This window comes from Prosthecomicrobium sp. N25 (assembly GCF_037203705.1).
Lineage (GTDB): Bacteria > Pseudomonadota > Alphaproteobacteria > Rhizobiales > Ancalomicrobiaceae > Prosthecodimorpha.
Genome location: NZ_JBBCAT010000004.1, coordinates 36,753 through 53,627, shown reverse-complemented (window position 1 = coordinate 53,627; position 16,875 = coordinate 36,753). Strand labels below are relative to the sequence as shown.

The window sequence follows — 16,875 nt, the reverse complement described above, 5'->3', positions numbered from 1 at the left end:
TCCCATGAAGTCCGCCGTCGTCGTCTTCCCCGGCATCAACCGCGAGCGCGACATGGCGCATGCGCTGGAGCTCGTCTCCGGCACCAAGCCCCATATGATCTGGCACGCCGAGACCGAGTTGCCGGACGTCGACGTCGTGGCCGTTCCGGGCGGATTCTCATATGGCGATTACCTCCGCTGCGGGGCCATCGCGGCGCGCGCGCCGATCATGGAGGCCGTCCGCCGCCATGCCGAAGCCGGCCGCCATGTGATCGGCGTCTGCAACGGCTTCCAGATCCTGACCGAGGCGGGCCTCCTGCCCGGCGTCCTCATGCGCAACGCCTCGCTGAAATTCGCCTGCAAGGTCGTCCGGCTCAGGGTCGAGAACGCGGAAACGGCCTTCTCGTCGGCCTACGAGGCCGGAGCCGTCATCCGCACCCCGATCGCGCACGGCGAGGGCAACTATTTCGCCGATCCCGAGACGCTCGCCCGCCTCGAGGGCGAGGGCCGTGTCGTCTTCCGCTATTGCGATGAGGCCGGCGCATCCACGATGGCGGCCGACCCGAACGGCTCCGTCAACCACATCGCGGGCATCACGAATGCGCGCGGCAACGTGCTGGGCATGATGCCGCATCCGGAAAACTTCGTGGAGCCGATCCAGGGCTCGACTGACGGCCGCGGCATCTTCGAGAGCCTCGTCCGCTCGGTCGCGGTGGCCGCCTGAGCGGCGCCGCCGGGAGAGCTCACTCTCTCTGCGGCCGGCGTAGCACGCGCGGCGGGCACCCCCAACGCGGGGCGATGATACCCGGCAAGCCAGGACCATCCTCGGTCCGGGATCAGTTCGTCAGCCGGACGCTGCTGAGATAGCGGGACAGGAGATCCGTCATCCCGAGCTTCACGCCCGCATCGTCCGCCGCCGACAGGTAGTAGCTGGTCGACGCGCAGGCCCGGAGCGCTGGCTCGATCTCGTCGCGCCGGGTCTTGCCCGCGAGGGTCTTGCTCGGCTGTCCGAGAGTCGCGTTGTAGCCCCAGTCGCCCGTGATCGGCAGGTACATGGCGTCCAGGATCGCGACCGTGACGCCGTTCTTCTTCAGCTTGTCGCATTCCTTCGGATCGAAGGCCGCCACCTTGTCGTTCTCGGACGCCTTCAGCACCCAGGGGCGGTGCGACTGGACGCCGTCCGTCACCATGAGCACCACCTTGCGCGGATCCGACGCGCTGGCCCCCGACCCGCTCTTGCCGACATAGTTGGTGAAGGCTTCCATGTGCTGCGAGAAGAAGGTGCTGTCGCCGAGGCTGTAGGTCTTGGCCAGCTCCTCCACCTTCGACCGGTCGAGCGTCGGCTTCACCGCGTTGTCGAGCTGCTGGTCGAGATAGCTGACGCCGATCTTCACATAGGTCGCCGAGGGGTCCGTTTTCTTGGCGACGGAGACGATGTCGAGCACGCCCTCGTGCAACGTGTCGATCCGGAGCTTGATGGAGTTCTTTCGCGCGTATTCGAGGTTCGAGATCTTCTGGCCACCCTCCGGTTCATGGCAACCGAACTGGCAGCCGACGCCCTTCCTCATCGCCGCGGCAGCCTCCGAGGTGGCCGCAAGGCCCATCGAGGCCGAGTTGTCGAGCAGCAGGTAGATGGTGACGTACTGGTTCGTCGGCCCGACCACGCTGGTGCTCGCCGAGACGTCCAGGTGATCCTGCCCGAACACGCCCGCCAGCGTGGTCCCGACCCGCGCCGTGGCGGTCGCCTTGACCTGCCGGGTCGCCCGGTCGACGCCGACCGTCAGCGCCGTGATGGACTTTCCCCCGGCCGGCGCCTCGGCCCTGACGGTGGCATCCACCATCTTGCGGATCTGCTCGTCGGACTTTCCGTCGAACTCGCGCACCGCGGCCAGCGCCGCCGCGTCGACCGCGTCCTGCAGCTCCGCCCGCACCCGCGCGGCGTTGCCGTAATCGATCGCGAATCCGACCGCGCCCAGGAGAGGGATGGACAGGAGCGCGAAGGTCATCGCCACGTTGCCGGCCCGGTCGCCGACGATGGCCCGGCCACGACCGGCCAGCGGTATAGAAGGCATGAAGCGCATCGGGGTCCTCGCATGGCCGCCGATCCGGTACTAGGAAAAATGTCGGTCTATTCCGTTAAGTGAATTGAATAAAAACGCAGGTATCCGCGCTTTCGCCGGTTCGGGTGCCACCGTCACGGATCGGCCCCATTCGCGCCCGATGCCAATCGCGACCCTTGAGAATCCGGCGCGGAAGGTTCATTGAACCGCGTGAGGCGCCCCGTTCCGACGCGACAGGACCGATGATCCCGAACGACATCAAGATCACCCCCGAGCTCGTCCGCGACCATGGGCTGAAGCCGGACGAGTACCAGCGCATCCTCGACCTGATCGGGCGCGAGCCGACGCTGACCGAGCTCGGCATCTTCTCGGCCATGTGGAACGAGCACTGTTCCTACAAGTCCTCCAAGAAATGGCTGAAGACGCTGCCGACCTCCGGCCCGCGCGTGGTCCAGGGTCCGGGCGAGAACGCCGGCGTGGTCGACATCGGCGACGGCGACGTGGTCGTCTTCAAGATGGAGAGCCACAACCACCCCTCCTACATCGAGCCCTACCAGGGCGCCGCCACCGGCGTCGGCGGGATCCTGCGCGACGTCTTCACCATGGGGGCCCGGCCGGTCGCGGCCATGAACGCGCTCCGATTCGGCGCGCCGGACCACCCGAAGACGCGGCACATCGTGTCGGGCGTCGTCGCCGGCATCGGCGGCTACGGCAACTCCTTCGGCGTGCCCACCGTCGGCGGCGAGGTCAATTTCCACCCCCGCTACAACGGCAACTGCCTCGTCAACGCCTTCGCGGCCGGGCTCGCCCGGAAGGACGGGATCTTCCTGTCCAAGGCCGAGGGCGTCGGCATGCCGGTCGTCTATCTCGGCTCCAAGACGGGCCGCGACGGCATTCACGGGGCCACCATGGCCTCCGCCGAGTTCGACGACAACTCCGAGGAGAAGCGCCCGACGGTCCAGGTCGGCGATCCCTTCTCCGAGAAGCTGCTTCTGGAAGCGTGCCTCGAGCTCATGACCACCGGCGCAGTCATCGCCATCCAGGACATGGGCGCCGCCGGCCTCACCTGCTCGGCCGTGGAGATGGGCGCCAAGGGCGATCTCGGGCTGGAGCTCGACCTCGACAAGGTCCCCTGCCGCGAGCCCGGCATGACCGCCTACGAGATGATGCTGTCGGAGAGCCAGGAGCGCATGCTCATGGTGCTCCATCCCGAGAAGGAGGCCGAAGCCGAGGCAGTATTCCGCAAGTGGGGCCTAGACTTCGCGGTGGTCGGCCGGACCACCGACACGCTCCGCTTCGTGGTGAGGCACCAGGGCGAGGTGATGGCCGACCTGCCCATCAAGGACCTCGGCGACCAGGCCCCGGAATACGACCGGCCCTGGGTGGAGAGCGCGCGGCGCGAGCCCGTCGACCCCGCCTCGGTTCCCGAGCCGGCCGACTACGGCCAGGCGCTCCTGACCCTGATCGGGTCCCCCGACCTCGCCTCTCGCCGCTGGGTCGTCGAGCAGTACGACCACTTCGTCCAGGGCAACACCGTCCAGCACCCGGGCGGCGACGCCGGCGTCGTGCGCATCGACGACGGCCGCAAGGGCCTAGCGTTCACTTGCGACGTCACCCCGCGCTATTGCGAGGCCGACCCGTTCGAGGGCGGCAAGCAGGCGATCGCGGAAGCCTGGCGCAACCTGACGGCCGTCGGGGCCCTCCCCTTGGCGGTCACCGACAACCTCAACTTCGGCAACCCCGAGCGGCCCGAGATCATGGGACAGTTCGTCGGCTGCATCAAAGGCATCGGCGAGGCCTGCCGCGCGCTCGACTTCCCCGTCGTGTCCGGCAACGTCAGCCTCTACAACGAGACCAACGGGCAGGCGATCCTGCCGACTCCGGCGATCGGCGGCGTCGGCCTGCTCGCCGACGTGACGAAGTCGGTCGGTATCGGCTTCCGGGCCGACGGCGACACCATCATCCTCGTCGGCGACACCGCCGGCTGGCTCGGCCAGTCGGTCTTCCTGCGCGAGATCCACGGCCGCGAGGACGGCGCCCCGCCGCCGGTCGACCTCGCCGCCGAAAAGCGCAACGGCGACTTCGTGCGCCGCCTGATCGACGAGGGCCGCGTCGGCGCCGTGCACGACCTCTCCGACGGCGGACTCCTCGTCGGCCTTGCCGAGATGGCCATGGCCGGCGGCCGGGGCGCCGCCGTCACCCTCCCCGACCGCCGCACGCCGCCGCTCCACGCCTACCTCTTCGGCGAGGACCAGGCCCGCTACGTGCTGACCGCCTCGCCCGCCGAGGCGGCCCACATCCTGGTCGAGGCGGCCATGGCCGGCGTCCCGGCTACCATGATCGGCTCGGTCGGGGGCCGGTCCTTGGCAGTCGCCGACCGGCTCGCCATTTCCGTTGAAACCTTGACCGAAGCGCACGAGAATTGGTTTCCGCGCTTCATGGCCGCGGCCTGACGGCGGCCGGCGCGGGGACGAGGAGACTTCCATGGCGATGGATTCGCGCGAGATCGAGGCCATGATCCGGGCCGCCCTGCCCGACGCGACGGTGACGATCCGCGACCTGGCCGGCGACGGCGACCACTATGCGGCCGAAGTGGTCTCGGCGAGCTTCAAGGGCAAGAGCCGCGTTCAGCAGCACCAGATGGTCTACCAGGCGCTGAAGGGCAAGATGGGCGGCCAGCTCCATGCCCTCGCATTGCAGACGAGCGCACCGGAGGCTTGATCCGGAGCCGTTCGGGAGCATATCGAAGTCGACAGGACCGGAACGCCCGATCTTGACCCGGGCAGGAGGCAGACATGACCGACGTGCATCAGTTGATCGACGACGAGGTGAAGGGCAACGACGTCGTGCTCTTCATGAAGGGCACCCCGCAGATGCCGATGTGCGGCTTCTCCGGCCAGGTCGTCCAGATCCTCGACTACCTGGGCGTCCCCTACAAGGGCGTCAACGTGCTCGCCTCCAACGACCTCCGGCAGGGCATCAAGGACTATTCCAACTGGCCGACGATCCCCCAGCTCTACGTCAAGGGCGAGTTCGTCGGCGGCTGCGACATCGTCCGCGAGATGTTCCAGGCGGGTGAGCTGCAGGCCCACCTGAAGGACAAGGGCCTCCCCGTCCGCGAGACGGCCTGACCCGATCTTCCCCGGCCGGCCGCGTGCCGCCGCCGGCCGGGGCGCTTACATTCAAAAGTTGTGTTTTGATTTTGTTCTTGTCCTGTTCGCAGACCCGTGCCAGTGTGTCGAGAGCGAAACCGGACACGCCCATGGCCGACGAAGACGACAGGATCGCCAGCCACACCCTCCACCTTCTCCAGGAGCTCCGCGCCGAGATCCGCAGCAGCTTCGCGGCTGTCGATCGAAGATTCGCCGAGATCGAGCGACACTTCGAATCCGAGACGCAGGGCCTCCATGTCGGGCTGGCGGAGTTGCGCGCCGAAATGAACCGCAACTTCGAGGTCACGAACAGCATGCTGGCCGGCGAGATGTCGACGCGCGCCTTCGCCTTCAAAGGGATCGAAGAGCGCTTCCTCGCCAACGAGCGGCGCCTGACCATTCTCGAGGCGCGCTCGGACGCCCGCAAGACCTAGCGCCTGGACCGTCGCGCCTTCGTACCTCCCGTCGATCCGGGTGCCGCGCCCGGGTGGCCCGGCCCTACCGCCCGGACTTCGGCCGGTTGATCAGCACCATGCCCCCGATGACCAGCGCCAGCGCCGCGCCGAGCCGCCAGTCCAGCCGCTCGCCGAGCAGCAGGTGGCCGAACAGGACGGCGAAGAGCGGGCTCAGGAACGAGAAGGCCGCCAGGATCGGCACCGGGTGGCGGGCCATCAGGCGGAACCAGACGAGGTAGGTCAGGAACGCCACCCAGACCGACTGGTAGAGGATCACCAGGAGGACCCCCGGCGAAAGGCTGGCCGGAAGCGCCCGCGGCTCGAGCGCGACCGCGATCGCCGAGACCGGGATCGACAGCGCGAGCTGATACCAGAGCACGCGGGTCGCCGGAGCCGCGCGCAGCGCCGTAGCCTTGATCACGATGTTCGAACTCGCCCACAGGAAGGCGGCGCTCAGCATCATGAGGTCGCCGATCCAGGCATTCGGCGCCGTCGGCGCCCCGAGCCCGTCCGCGAAGGCGACGACGAGCCCCAGGAAGGCCGCCCCGAGCCCGGCCGTCTGCCAGAGGTCGAGCCGCTCGGCGGGAAGGAAGAGGCGCGCCAGGCCCGCCGTGAACAGCGGCATGGAATAGAGGAAGATCACCCCGCGCGACGCGGTCGTGAAGGCGAGCCCGCCGAAGATCAGCAGGAACTCCACCGCGAAGACCGAGCCGACCCAGAGCCCGGGCGCGAGCGCGGCGTCGCGGACGAGCATCGGCTCGCCGCGGAGCCGCATCCAGCCGGAGAGGAGCGCGGTCGCCAGGATCGCGCGAACGAGGCTCTGCGCCGCCGCGGACATCTCGGGCAGGGCGAGCTTGACGGTCACGAGCTGGAAGCCCCAGCTCGCCATCAGGACGACCAGCCAGACGCCCGCCGTCAATGGCAGCGCGCGGCCGGCCGCCGGGCCCCGGGTCCCGCTCGCCTCGGCGCTCAAGAGTGGTCGTGCCCGCACCCGTGGACGCGGCCCGCCGGGCCCGGCTCCGCCCCGTCGTCACGACCCGCGCAGGCCTCGCAGAGGCCGCGGACCTCGATCGTCCGGCCTTCCAGGCGAAAGCCGGCGCGGCCCGACACGGCCCCGAGAGCGCGATCCACCTCCGTCCCCGGCCACTCCTCCACGCGCCCGCAGTCGCGGCAGACGGCGAAGACGGCGCCGGCATGTTCGTGCTGGCCGTGGCAGGCGAAATAGGCGTTGAGCTGTTCGAGCCGGTGCACCCGACCGTCGCGTTCGAGCCGCTCCAGGGCGCGGTAGACCACGGGCGGAGACTGCACGCCCTGCGGCCTCAGCGCATCGAGCAGCTGGTAGGCCGTCATCGGCTTGTCGGACCCGCAGAGGACGGCATAGACCGCCTCGTCGGTGCCGGAACGCGGTCGCGCCATCATGTTCTCCGGTGTGTCGCCCGGCCCGGACCTTAAGGGATCCGCGCCCGGCCGTCAGCAGGGAAAGGCCGCGAGGCCGCTACTCCTCGGAGAACGGCTCCTCGGTCGCCTTGCAGGCGGGCAGCTTTCCCGTGAGCCGCTCGATCTTGCCGCCCTGCCGGTCGAGCCGGAACGCCGCCAGCACCCGCTTCACCGGCTGGCCGACCGCGCCGCCCTCGTGGAAGACGAAGACCATCGGTGCCTTGTCCTTGGCGTTGCCCGCGCACTCGATCGAGAAGTTGCTCTCGGAACTCACCTTCGTCCGGAACGCCCCGATGATGCGCCAGTCGCCCTTCAGGCGATCCGTCGGCCCGTCGAGCCGCCACACCACCACGGTCGTGTCGCCGGACGGATCTGGACCGCCGGACAACACGTCGATGCGATGCAGGGCGAAGCCGTCCGCCGGCAGGTCGCGCGGCGGATGGATCGCGCCGAACCCCGCGCCGGACAGGAGCGGATCGAGCTCGCCCTCCGCGTCGGGCTGGATCGACATGCTGGCCGTCTTGCCGACGAACTGCTTCAGCGGGTCCTGGGCGGGGGCCGCCACCGCCGCGCCGGCCATCAGGACCGAGAGCCCGAGAGCCAATCCTGCCTTCCTCATCACGCCCTCCTTCGCTTTGCCGGCCGCAGAAGCCCGCGGCACCCGTCCGAATCGCTCCAAACCGCCGGTTGGTTCGAATTGGATTCGATCACGAAATCTTGCCGAAACCGCGCCCCGGCACAGTCACGACATGGACACACCGACCCCATATCAGGAGCCCTGAAGGGCCTGGAGCCCTTTCGCGACCCTGGATGCGAGAAGGAGAGGAGGGAACCATGCAAGACGCGACCCAGCGCCATGGCCCGAGCCGCCCCGACCGGCTGTTCGAGGCCAGGGACTACCTGGACCCGAACGTCGAGCCGGAGCTCGACGACATCCTGTCCGATCCCGTCGTACGCCTCGTCATGCGTCGGGACCGTCTCGACCCCCGCGCCGTCGGGGCCTTCATGCGCGCGACCGCCGAGAACCTGAAGGATGGGCGCGGTCCGCTGCCCTTCGTTCCGGCTCCCGGGCCGGTCGACGGCTGCATCGCCTGCCGCTGAAGGAGGGGGCGCGGCGCATCCGACGCCGCGAACGCGAAAGGCCGCCCGGAGGCGGCCTTTTTTCGTCGTCGGCCACGGAAACCCGGATCAGCGCGAGTAGAACTCGACGACCAGGTTCGGCTCCATGTGGACCGGATAGGGCACGTCGGTCAGGGCCGGGATGCGCGCGAACTTGGCGACCATCTTGTTATGGTCCACCTCGATGTAGTCCGGCACGTCGCGCTCGCCCGACTGCGTCGCCTCGAGGACGAGCGCGAGCTGCTTGGACGCCTCCTTGACCTCGATCACGTCGCCGATCCGCACGCGGTAGCTGGCGACGTTCACGCGGCGGCCGTTCACCCGGATGTGGCCGTGGCTGATGAACTGGCGGGCCGCGAAGGGGGTCGGCACGAACTTGGCGCGATACACGATCGCGTCGAGACGGCGCTCGAGCAGGCCGATCAGGTTCTCCGAGGAGTCGCCCTTCAGGCGCATGGCCTCGGTGTAGACCTTCTTGAACTGCTTCTCGGAGATGTTGGCGTAGTAGCCCTTCAGCTTCTGCTTCGCCTTGAGCTGGGCGCCGAAGTCCGACACCTTGCCCTTGCGCCGCTGGCCGTGCTGGCCGGGGCCGTATTCCCGCTTGTTGACGGGCGACTTGCCACGACCCCACAGGTTCTCGCCCATCCGGCGGTCGATCTTGTACTTCGCACTGTGACGCTTCGACATCGCGTTCTCACGTTGGTTGAACCGCAGCCCACAAGCCACGGACGATATTAAGGTGAGCGCGTCCTCCTCTGCCCCTCGCGGGGCCGACAGGGCCGGGATCCGAGCGTTGGAACCGGCCCGCGGATGCACGACAAACGGCAACGCGGACCGTCGAGGTCCGCGCTGGCTGCCGGGTGATTAGTCGGATGCGGCCATGAAGTCAAGCACCGTCGGCCCGTCCTCAGTCGACCGTCAGCCCATAGCGGGCCGCGAGCGCGACCAGGCCCGCCGGCTGCGCCCGCCCTGAGGTGAAGATCGCCCGCCCACCCGCGAGCGGCGGGTGCCCGTCGGGAGCCCGGCCGACCAGATGGACCACGCGCCGCGCGATCGCGGGGGCCGGATCGATCCAGGTGACCGGCCACGGCTCGATCCGCCGGAAAACGTCGAGCAGGAAGGGGTAGTGCGTGCAGGCGAGCACGACCGTGTCGGTCCGTCGTCCCCCCGCCTCCACGAAGCAGGGCCCGATCTCGGCCGCCACCCGGCTCTCGTCGATCGCCTCGCCGCGCATGTGCGCCTCCGCAAGGGCCGCGAGGTGCTGCGAGCCGACGAGGGTGACGGCCACTTCGCGCGCGAAGGCGTCGATGAGCGCCCGGGTGTAGTCGCGCCTGACCGTGCCGGGCGTCGCCAGCACGCTGACGAGCCCCGTCCGCGTCCGCTCCGCCGCCGGCTTGATGGCCGGCACCGTGCCCACGAAGGGCACGTCGAAGCGCGCGCGCAGGGGCCCGAGCACGAGGGTCGAGGCGGTGTTGCAGGCGATCACGACGAGGTCCGGCCGGTGCGCCGCGACGAGGCGCTCCATCAGCGCGAGGATGCGCGCGACCAGCGCCCCCTCCTCCCAGGCCCCGTACGGAAACCCGGCGTCGTCCGCCACGTAGGTGATCCGCGCATCCGGCCGCGCGGCCACGATTTCCGCGAGCACCGACAACCCGCCGATCCCGGAATCGAAGACCAGGAGGCGCGGCTCGGCGACGTGTCTCGGTGCGGCTTCGGTCATGAGCGGGATCGGACCGGCGGAGGCGAAGAACTCGATACGCCCCATCCGACCCTCCCGGCCACCACCCCGGGCAATCCTCCGGGGGGTCGAGGGCGCGGGCGCGACGCAGAACCTTCTATCGCCCGGCCCGAAGACACCATGGCACCGACGTGGTTAAGGCCGGGTTTCCGAAAACTTTCCAATTCATGAATTTGTACCCTCGCCCGCCGGGTCCTTCCCCGGCCCCGTCTCCAGGGCCTTTCCGTAGGGTCGCGCCGTCGGTCGGGTGGACCGCCCCTCCAGGGCCGCGATCACGCCGCGCAGCGTCCGGATCTCCTGCTCGGTGAGCCGCGCCTTCTGGAAGATGCTGCGCAGGTTGCGCACCATGCTGGCCCGCTTCTCCGGCGGCCGGAAGAACTCCACGGCGTCGAGCGCCCCCTCCAGGTGCTCGAACATCCGCAGGACGTCGTCCTTGCCGGCGAGCGGCGAGCGCTCCTTCTCGGGGAACGGCGTCCAGGCGGCATCGCCGACGACCACCTTGCGCCACTCGTACGCGACGGTCACGACCGCCTGCGCGAGGTTCAGCGACGCGAAGGCCGGGTCGACCGGTATCGTCAGGATCTGGTCGGCGAGCCCGACCTCGTCGGTCGTCAACCCCCAGCGCTCGCGTCCGAACACGACGCCGACGCGCTCCCCCCGATCGATCGAGGCCGCCAGCAGCCCCGCCGCGGTCGCGGGCGAACAGACCGGCTTGGCGATGTCGTGCGCCCGCGCGGTCGTCGCCAGGACCAGGTTCAGGTCCCGGACCGCCTCCTCCAGGCTCGCCACGGTCTCGATCTCCAGGAGCCGGAAAGCCCCCGAGCTCATCGCCGCGGCCTTCTCGTTCGGCCAGGGCTCGCGCGGATTGACCAGCTTGAGCCGCCGCAGCCCGAAATTCGCCATCGCCCGCATGGCCGCGCCGACATTCTCGGCCATCTGGGTCTCGACCAGGATGACGACGGGGGACGAGGCGAAGGATGCGGGTTCGGCGGACAAGGCGGCTTCGGTCCCTGCAAGGGTGATGACGGACGCCCTTCTAGCCCGGAGGCGACGGGAAGCCAAATCGCACGCGGAAAGCGCCGCTCCCGCAAAAGGGATAGCTCGACGGAGACAATTGGCCGCGCTATAGACCCGGCATCCTTTCGCAGCCGCGAAATGCCGGATCGTCGAGCCCGCCTGCCGGGACGGCCCGGTCGCGCTGCACAACCCTGGGGGAAGGCCCGATGGCGAAGATCAAGGTGGCGAATCCGGTCGTGGACCTCGACGGCGACGAGATGACCCGGATCATCTGGCAGTTCATCAAGGACAAGCTGATCTTCCCCTACCTCGACCTCCAGATCGAGTATTACGACCTCTCCGTCGAGAACCGCGACGCCACCGCCGATCAGGTCACCATCGACGCCGCCCACGCCATCAAGAAGCACGGCGTCGGCATCAAGTGCGCGACCATCACCCCCGACGAGGGCCGCGTGCAGGAATTCAACCTCAAGAAGATGTGGAAGTCGCCCAACGGTACGATCCGCAACATCCTCGGCGGCGTCATCTTCCGCGAGCCGATCATCTGCAAGAACGTGCCGCGCCTCGTGCCGGGCTGGACGCAGCCGATCATCGTCGGCCGCCACGCCTTCGGCGACCAGTACCGCGCCACCGACTTCGTCGTTCCCGGCAAGGGCAAGCTGACCATCAAGTTCGTCGGCGAGGACGGCCAGACGATCGAGCATGAGGTGTTCGACTTCCCCGGCGGCGGCGTCGCGATGGCGATGTACAACCTCGACGAGTCGATCAAGGAGTTCGCCCGCTCGTCCTTCAACTACGGGCTGATCCGCAACTACCCGGTCTATCTCTCGACCAAGAACACGATCCTCAAGTACTACGACGGCCGCTTCAAGGACATCTTCCAGGCGATCTTCGACGCCGAGTTCGCGGCCGAGTTCAAGAAGCGGGGCCTCGTCTACGAGCACCGGCTGATCGACGACATGGTCGCCTCGGCGCTGAAGTGGTCCGGCGGCTACATCTGGGCCTGCAAGAACTACGACGGCGACGTCCAGTCCGACACCGTCGCCCAGGGCTTCGGCTCCCTCGGTCTGATGACCTCCGTGCTGCTCACCCCCGACGGCCGCACCGTCGAGGCGGAGGCCGCCCACGGCACGGTCACCCGCCACTACCGCGAGCACCAGAAGGGCAAGGAGACCTCGACCAACTCCATCGCCTCGATCTTCGCCTGGACCCGCGGCCTCGCCCATCGCGCCAAGCTCGACGACAACGCCGATCTCGCCCGCTTCGCCGCCACCCTCGAGAAGGTCTGCGTCGACACCGTCGAGGCCGGCTACATGACCAAGGACCTGGCCCTCCTGGTCGGCGCCGACCAGAAGTGGCTCTCGACCACCGGCTTCCTCGACAAGATCGCCGCCAACCTCGAGACCGAGATGGCCAAGTGGTGAGCTGCGGCAGCCTTTGACGGACCCGAGCGGACGGCGGGCTTCGGCCCGCCGTTTTCGTTTGGCGTGTCCCCATGTTTCCGGACTGTTACCGCCGAAACAGCGCCGCGCCCGCGCGCCCCTTAAGACCGGATGCATCGGCAGCGGGCTGAGCCGCCCCTGCCCTGCAACGGACAGGAGCGCTAGCCATGGCCCAGGCCCTCGAACTCGCCCCCGCCGCCCTCGGCCTCGCCGAGGCCCCCTGGCCCCCCGCGGCGCCCGACAAGCGCGGCGTCCCGGTCAAGCGCAGCGAGAGCTTCCTGGACGTCTGCAGCCGCGAGAAGGTGGATTTCGCCCGCCTGATCGACCTCAACTTCGGCATCGACATCCGCAGCCCGCGCCTGGCCGGCAAGTGGCAGAAGCTGGTCAACTACTACCTGCGCACCCGCATGGGCTCGGACGAGCTCACCCCCGGCGGCAACTATCGCTTCAAGGACGGCGCCACGATCTACGTGCCGACCGGCCGCGGCGCCCCGATCGACCTCGGCGAGACCATCGTGGTCGGCCGCCCTCCGGAGACCTCCGCGGGCCGGAGCGCGCTGAAGTGGTCCGACGAGATCGAGTTCAAGTCGCCCGACGTGCGCGGCGCCAACAACGCGGTCGTCTGGAAGGTGAGCCTCGCGGGAAAGTTCAAGTGGGCGGGCCTGAAGTCCGACGCAGAGGGCAAGTTCGCCATCGGCAACACCCAGGTGGGGGCGGCGATCGCCCGCAAGCTGACCGACGACATCTCCATCCAGGCCGGCACCAAGCTGAAGTGGGAGGACCTCGCCAAGGGCGACAAGGGCTTCGTCCGCCTGCTGCGCGAGAACATGGAGGCGACCGTCAAGGCCAGGCTTTCCACCATCGGCAACGCCAGCTTCTATGTCGAGGCGGGCCTCAACGCCTCCACGACGCCCTTCGTCCTCAAGCTGACGGGAACCGGCGAGGGCACCCTCGACCTGCCCGACCCGATCTCCGGCGAGACGATCCCGATCGCCTATTCGGCGAGCGTCACCGTGACCTTCCAGGCCGGCCCCTCCCCGGCCCTCGTCCAGCGGATCGGCTCCGGCGCGCTGTCGGGCGCCGGCGCGGTCGCGGTCTTCTACATCGGCTTCATCGCGCTCGGGATCTGGGACTACGGCCGGCGCGTCGAGAATGCCGAGAAGATCGGCCTCCTGTCCGAGTACGTACTGTCCTACGAGGCGACCGTGTTCGGCAGCGTGCCCGGCTATCTCGGGCCGGACCCGGGCGGGCCGGACGCCCCGGAGCGCCTCCGCCTCGCCGAGGCCGGCCGGCGCGACGCCCGCGAGGACGCCGCCCGCATGTTCGGCGGGAGCGGCGAGGACCCGCTGTTGACCTACCTCCGCGCCCTCTTCGCCGTGAACCAGGGACGCCAGGGAGATCGCGAGCGCGTCGCGCGCAACTGCCTCGAGCTGATGATCTGGACCCGCCTCGAGGAACGCACCCCCGGCCTGTCCGCCCCGAAGGCCGGACTGCGGTGAAGGCGAGGGCCCGCCGATGGCGCCCGCCCGGTCAGCCCATTTCGAGAAAGCCCGGGGAGGCCGCGATCGGCGGCGCCGAGGCGAGCCGCGCGAGATCGGGGAGCGGCCGCGCCGTGTCGGCCTCGGCCGCGAGGTGCCTCTCGAGCGCCTCGGCGATCGCGAGCAGGCGCGCATCGGCGCCGCGCGGGCCGACGAGCTGGATGCCGAACGGCATGCCGTCCCGATCGACCCCGCAGGGGATCGTCACCGCCGGGTGGCCGACCAACGTCACCGCATAGGCGAGCGCAAGCCAGTGGTAGTAGCTCCGGGTCGGCACACCGTCGATCTCGGCGGGATAGAGCTCCGCCCAGGGCCGCGGCGCGATCGTCATCATCGGGCTGATCAGCACATCGTGGCGCTCGAAGAAGGCCAGCCAGCGCCGGTAGAGCACCGTCTGGTGCTTCATCGCGTCCGCCACCGCCGCCGCGTCGAGCCGCAGCGCTTCGGCCACGTTCGCCCGCACGTTCGGCCCCACGAGCTCCGGCGTGCGCGCGACCATGTCCTTGAAACCCGCCAGGAAGCTCAGTCCCCGCAGCACCGCGAAGCAGTCGTCCGAGCCGCCGCAGTCGGGCGTCGCTTCCTCGAACGCGCTGAAGGCCGGCGCCATCCGCGCGCAGCGCTCGGCGAAGACGGCCCGGACATGCCGGTCCGTCGGGGCGAAGCCGAAGTCGGGCGTCACCGCGGCCCGCAGGCTCGCGAGGTCGGCCGCCTCCGCCGCGAACGCCCCCGGATGCCGGATCCGCCGGCCCGGGACGGTCGTCGCCAGCGGATCCGCCGCATCGTCGCCGGCGATCACGCCGAGGAGCAGCCGGAGATCCGCCACGGTGCGCGCCATCGGCCCGAGCACCCCCAGCCCCGCCCAGCCGAGCAGCTTCTTCTCGTTCGGCACCAGGCCCGGCGTCGGCCGGAACCCGACGATGCCGCAATAGGCGGCCGGGTTCCTGAGGCTGCCGCCCATGTCCGACCCGGTCGCCAGCGCGACCATGCCGGTCGCCAGCGCGACCGCCGATCCGCCCGAGGAACCGGCCGCCGTCCTGGTCGTGTCGAAAGGGTTGCCGGTCGCGCCGAAGACCAGATTGCGCGTGTTCGCCCCCGCGCCGAACTCCGGAGTGTTGGACTTCGCCAGCACGATCCCGCCGGCCGCACGGATCGCCGCCACCATGGAGTGGTCGCGCGCCGGCACGTGGTCGCGGAAGAGGAGGCTGCCGAAGGTGGTGCGCAGCCCGGCCGTCTCCTCGAGGTCCTTGACGGCGATCGGCAACCCCTCAAGCGCCCCGAGCGCCTCGCCCCGGCGGATCCGGCCGTCTGCGGCCCGGGCGGCCGCGAGCGCCCGCTCGAAATCGCGAGTCGGCAAGGCGTTGACGGCGCCGTCGATCGCCTCGATCCGCTCTATGGCCGCCTGTACCACCTCCGTCGCCGAGACCGCCTTCCGGCCGAGGAGCCCCCGGACCGTCACCGCGTCGAGATCGCACAAGCTCATCCTCGCCTCCATGGCCCGACCCGCGTCGCCCGCGGCCGGGCCGCCGATGGCCGCGACGTCGCTCCGCCCCGCCCCGGTCCCGCGTCCGGCAAACCGACCGCACTCGCCCGGCGGACCTCCGTTCCCGGCCCGCCTCGGCGGCGGGGCCGCCTCCCGGGCGTGAAGGCACGGTCGCCCGGCCGCGGGACCCGGCCCCCGCACGGGCTCACGGCGGCGCGTCCTCCGCCTCGCGCTCGTGCAACTCGTCCTGCGTGATGTCCCCGCGCGGCGTCAGTGCCTCCCGCTCGATGCGCGACCGCGCCACCTGCCGGATATGGGCCGCGATGCCGGGCTTGCGGTTCATGAGGTGATGCAGGTCCTCCGCATCCAGGAGCAGCAGCCGACAGTGCGAAAGCGCGACGATGTCCGCCGAGCGGGTCGCCTTCCGGAGCACCGCGATCTCGCCGAAGAAGTCCCCGTCCGAGAGCCGAACTTTCGCATCCTGCAGGTCCACCTCGACCGTGCCGGAGGCGATGAAGTACATGCAGTGGGCCGGATCCCCCGCATAGGTGATCACGGTCCCCGGCTCGACCGATTGCGCGCTGAGCAGGCGCGTGACCTCGGCGATCTCGCCGGCATTGAGTTCGGCGAAGAGCGGCACGCGGGCCACCATGCCCCAGGTCACCACGAAGTCCCGCTGGTGGATCTCCCGCGCGAAGGCCGTCGCGATGATGCCGACCGGCAGGGCGAACATGCAGAAGCCGAACAGCATGACGATGCCGGCCAGCACCTTGCCGGGCGCCGTGACCGGCACCACGTCGCCATAGCCGACCGTCGTCAGGGTCGTCACCGCCCAGTACATCGACGCCGGGATCGATCCGAACACGTTCGGCTGGATCTGCCCTTCGATCCAGTGCATCAGCGACGCTGCGGTTACGATGAGCCCCGCCATCACGACGGCGCTCGCCACCAGGGCGCGCCGCTCGGAAACGACCGCGTTGGCGAGCGACCGCATACCGGGTGAGTAGCGGGTGAGCTTCAGGAAGCGCAACAGGCGGAAGATGACCAGGACGTTGACGTCGAAGACGTCGAAGATGAAGCCGACCAGCGTCGGCGCGATCGCCAGGAAGTCGATGATCGCCCCCGGATGCGCCATGTAGCGCAGCCGCGCCCCGATCGGTCCGTACTTGATGAGCGGCCCGTGCAGGTCCGCCACCCAGACCCTGAGAATGTATTCCACCGCGAAGAGGGCCACAGTGACGAGTTCGATGGCGACGAAGAGGCGCTCGTACGAGCCTCTGAGTTGCGGGACGGTTTCCAGCACCACCGCCGCCACGTTAATGACGATCAGGCCGATGATGCCGACCGAAACCAGATGGGCGACCCGGTCGCCCCCCGCGTTCGCCTCCAGGATCTCGTAGACCCTGCGCTTCGGGCCGGCCACGACGGATCGCTGGAGCGCCATCGCCGACCCCTTCG

17 protein-coding genes are annotated in these 16,875 nt (G+C 69.5%); 8 read left to right on the top strand and 9 right to left on the bottom strand.

From position 1 onward, the window contains the following. Window positions 1–4 precede the first annotated feature (4 nt). Complete coding sequence (gene purQ / locus WBG79_RS22315; RefSeq protein ID WP_337359445.1) at window positions 5–703, top strand: phosphoribosylformylglycinamidine synthase subunit PurQ; 699 nt, start codon at window positions 5–7, stop codon at window positions 701–703. Between the two features lie 112 nt (window positions 704–815). Here purQ and WBG79_RS22310 read toward each other — a convergent pair whose 3' ends face one another. Next, complete coding sequence (locus WBG79_RS22310) at window positions 816–2,060, bottom strand: TadE/TadG family type IV pilus assembly protein (protein WP_337359444.1); 1,245 nt, start codon at window positions 2,058–2,060, stop codon at window positions 816–818. Between the two features lie 221 nt (window positions 2,061–2,281). On the opposite strand from WBG79_RS22310, the gene purL reads away from it, so the two are divergent. The 4 genes from purL (at window position 2,282) to WBG79_RS22290 (ending at window position 5,625) form a co-directional block, all read left to right on the top strand. Then, the gene (gene purL, locus WBG79_RS22305) at window positions 2,282–4,492 is read left to right on the top strand and encodes a phosphoribosylformylglycinamidine synthase subunit PurL (RefSeq protein ID WP_337359443.1); all 2,211 of its coding nucleotides are present in this window, start codon (window positions 2,282–2,284) and stop codon (window positions 4,490–4,492) included. 31 nt (window positions 4,493–4,523) lie between these two features. After that, on the top strand, window positions 4,524–4,760 hold the full coding sequence (locus WBG79_RS22300; protein ID WP_337359442.1) for a BolA family protein: 237 nt from the start codon (window positions 4,524–4,526) through the stop codon (window positions 4,758–4,760). A gap of 74 nt (window positions 4,761–4,834) precedes the next feature. Further along, window positions 4,835–5,170 (top strand): Grx4 family monothiol glutaredoxin, encoded by a 336-nt coding sequence (gene grxD, locus WBG79_RS22295; protein ID WP_337359441.1) that lies wholly within the window; start codon window positions 4,835–4,837, stop codon window positions 5,168–5,170. Window positions 5,171–5,301: 131 nt separating this feature from the next. Beyond that, window positions 5,302–5,625 carry a hypothetical protein gene (locus WBG79_RS22290; protein WP_337359440.1) on the top strand — a complete coding sequence of 108 codons (324 nt, stop codon included), beginning with the start codon at window positions 5,302–5,304 and terminating at the stop codon, window positions 5,623–5,625. A 64-nt stretch (window positions 5,626–5,689) separates the two neighbouring features. Here the strand turns inward: WBG79_RS22290 and WBG79_RS22285 are convergent, their stop codons facing one another. The 3 genes from WBG79_RS22285 to WBG79_RS22275 form a co-directional block, all read right to left on the bottom strand. Next, window positions 5,690–6,619 (bottom strand): DMT family transporter, encoded by a 930-nt coding sequence (locus tag WBG79_RS22285; protein WP_337359439.1) that lies wholly within the window; start codon window positions 6,617–6,619, stop codon window positions 5,690–5,692. Then, a complete protein-coding gene (locus WBG79_RS22280) occupies window positions 6,616–7,062 on the bottom strand; it encodes a Fur family transcriptional regulator (RefSeq protein WP_337359438.1) in 447 nt (148 codons plus the stop codon). Before WBG79_RS22280 ends, WBG79_RS22285 begins: the two co-directional genes overlap by 4 nt. 79 nt (window positions 7,063–7,141) lie before the next feature. Further along, entirely contained in the window at window positions 7,142–7,702 is a 561-nt protein-coding gene (locus tag WBG79_RS22275; protein ID WP_337359437.1) for a hypothetical protein, read from the bottom strand. Window positions 7,703–7,917: 215 nt separating this feature from the next. On the opposite strand from WBG79_RS22275, the gene WBG79_RS22270 reads away from it, so the two are divergent. Continuing rightward, window positions 7,918–8,184, top strand: a complete 267-nt coding sequence (locus WBG79_RS22270) for a hypothetical protein (RefSeq protein WP_337359436.1) — start codon at window positions 7,918–7,920, stop codon at window positions 8,182–8,184. A gap of 87 nt (window positions 8,185–8,271) precedes the next feature. Here the strand turns inward: WBG79_RS22270 and rpsD are convergent, their stop codons facing one another. The 3 genes from rpsD to WBG79_RS22255 all read right to left on the bottom strand — a co-directional run bounded on the left by rpsD (window position 8,272) and on the right by WBG79_RS22255 (window position 10,936). Further along, window positions 8,272–8,889, bottom strand: a complete 618-nt coding sequence (rpsD, locus tag WBG79_RS22265; protein ID WP_337359435.1) for a 30S ribosomal protein S4 — start codon at window positions 8,887–8,889, stop codon at window positions 8,272–8,274. A gap of 220 nt (window positions 8,890–9,109) precedes the next feature. Then, window positions 9,110–9,967, bottom strand: a complete 858-nt coding sequence (gene murI / locus WBG79_RS22260; RefSeq protein ID WP_443147503.1) for a glutamate racemase — start codon at window positions 9,965–9,967, stop codon at window positions 9,110–9,112. 138 nt (window positions 9,968–10,105) lie between these two features. Beyond that, entirely contained in the window at window positions 10,106–10,936 is an 831-nt protein-coding gene (locus tag WBG79_RS22255) for an RNA methyltransferase (RefSeq protein WP_337359434.1), read from the bottom strand. A 227-nt stretch (window positions 10,937–11,163) separates the two neighbouring features. Between WBG79_RS22255 and WBG79_RS22250 the strand changes: the two genes are divergently transcribed. Both WBG79_RS22250 and WBG79_RS22245 read left to right on the top strand, forming a co-directional pair. Continuing rightward, the gene (locus WBG79_RS22250) at window positions 11,164–12,381 is read left to right on the top strand and encodes an NADP-dependent isocitrate dehydrogenase (RefSeq protein ID WP_337359433.1); all 1,218 of its coding nucleotides are present in this window, start codon (window positions 11,164–11,166) and stop codon (window positions 12,379–12,381) included. 185 nt (window positions 12,382–12,566) lie between these two features. Beyond that, window positions 12,567–13,898 carry a hypothetical protein gene (locus tag WBG79_RS22245; protein ID WP_337359432.1) on the top strand — a complete coding sequence of 444 codons (1,332 nt, stop codon included), beginning with the start codon at window positions 12,567–12,569 and terminating at the stop codon, window positions 13,896–13,898. Window positions 13,899–13,929: 31 nt separating this feature from the next. Here WBG79_RS22245 and WBG79_RS22240 read toward each other — a convergent pair whose 3' ends face one another. After that, window positions 13,930–15,417: an amidase gene (locus WBG79_RS22240; protein WP_337359431.1), complete on the bottom strand. Its 1,488-nt coding sequence runs from the start codon at window positions 15,415–15,417 to the stop codon at window positions 13,930–13,932. Window positions 15,418–15,622: 205 nt separating this feature from the next. Beyond that, window positions 15,623–16,861 (bottom strand): cyclic nucleotide-gated ion channel, encoded by a 1,239-nt coding sequence (locus WBG79_RS22235; protein WP_337359430.1) that lies wholly within the window; start codon window positions 16,859–16,861, stop codon window positions 15,623–15,625. Between the last annotated feature and the right edge of the window lie 14 nt (window positions 16,862–16,875).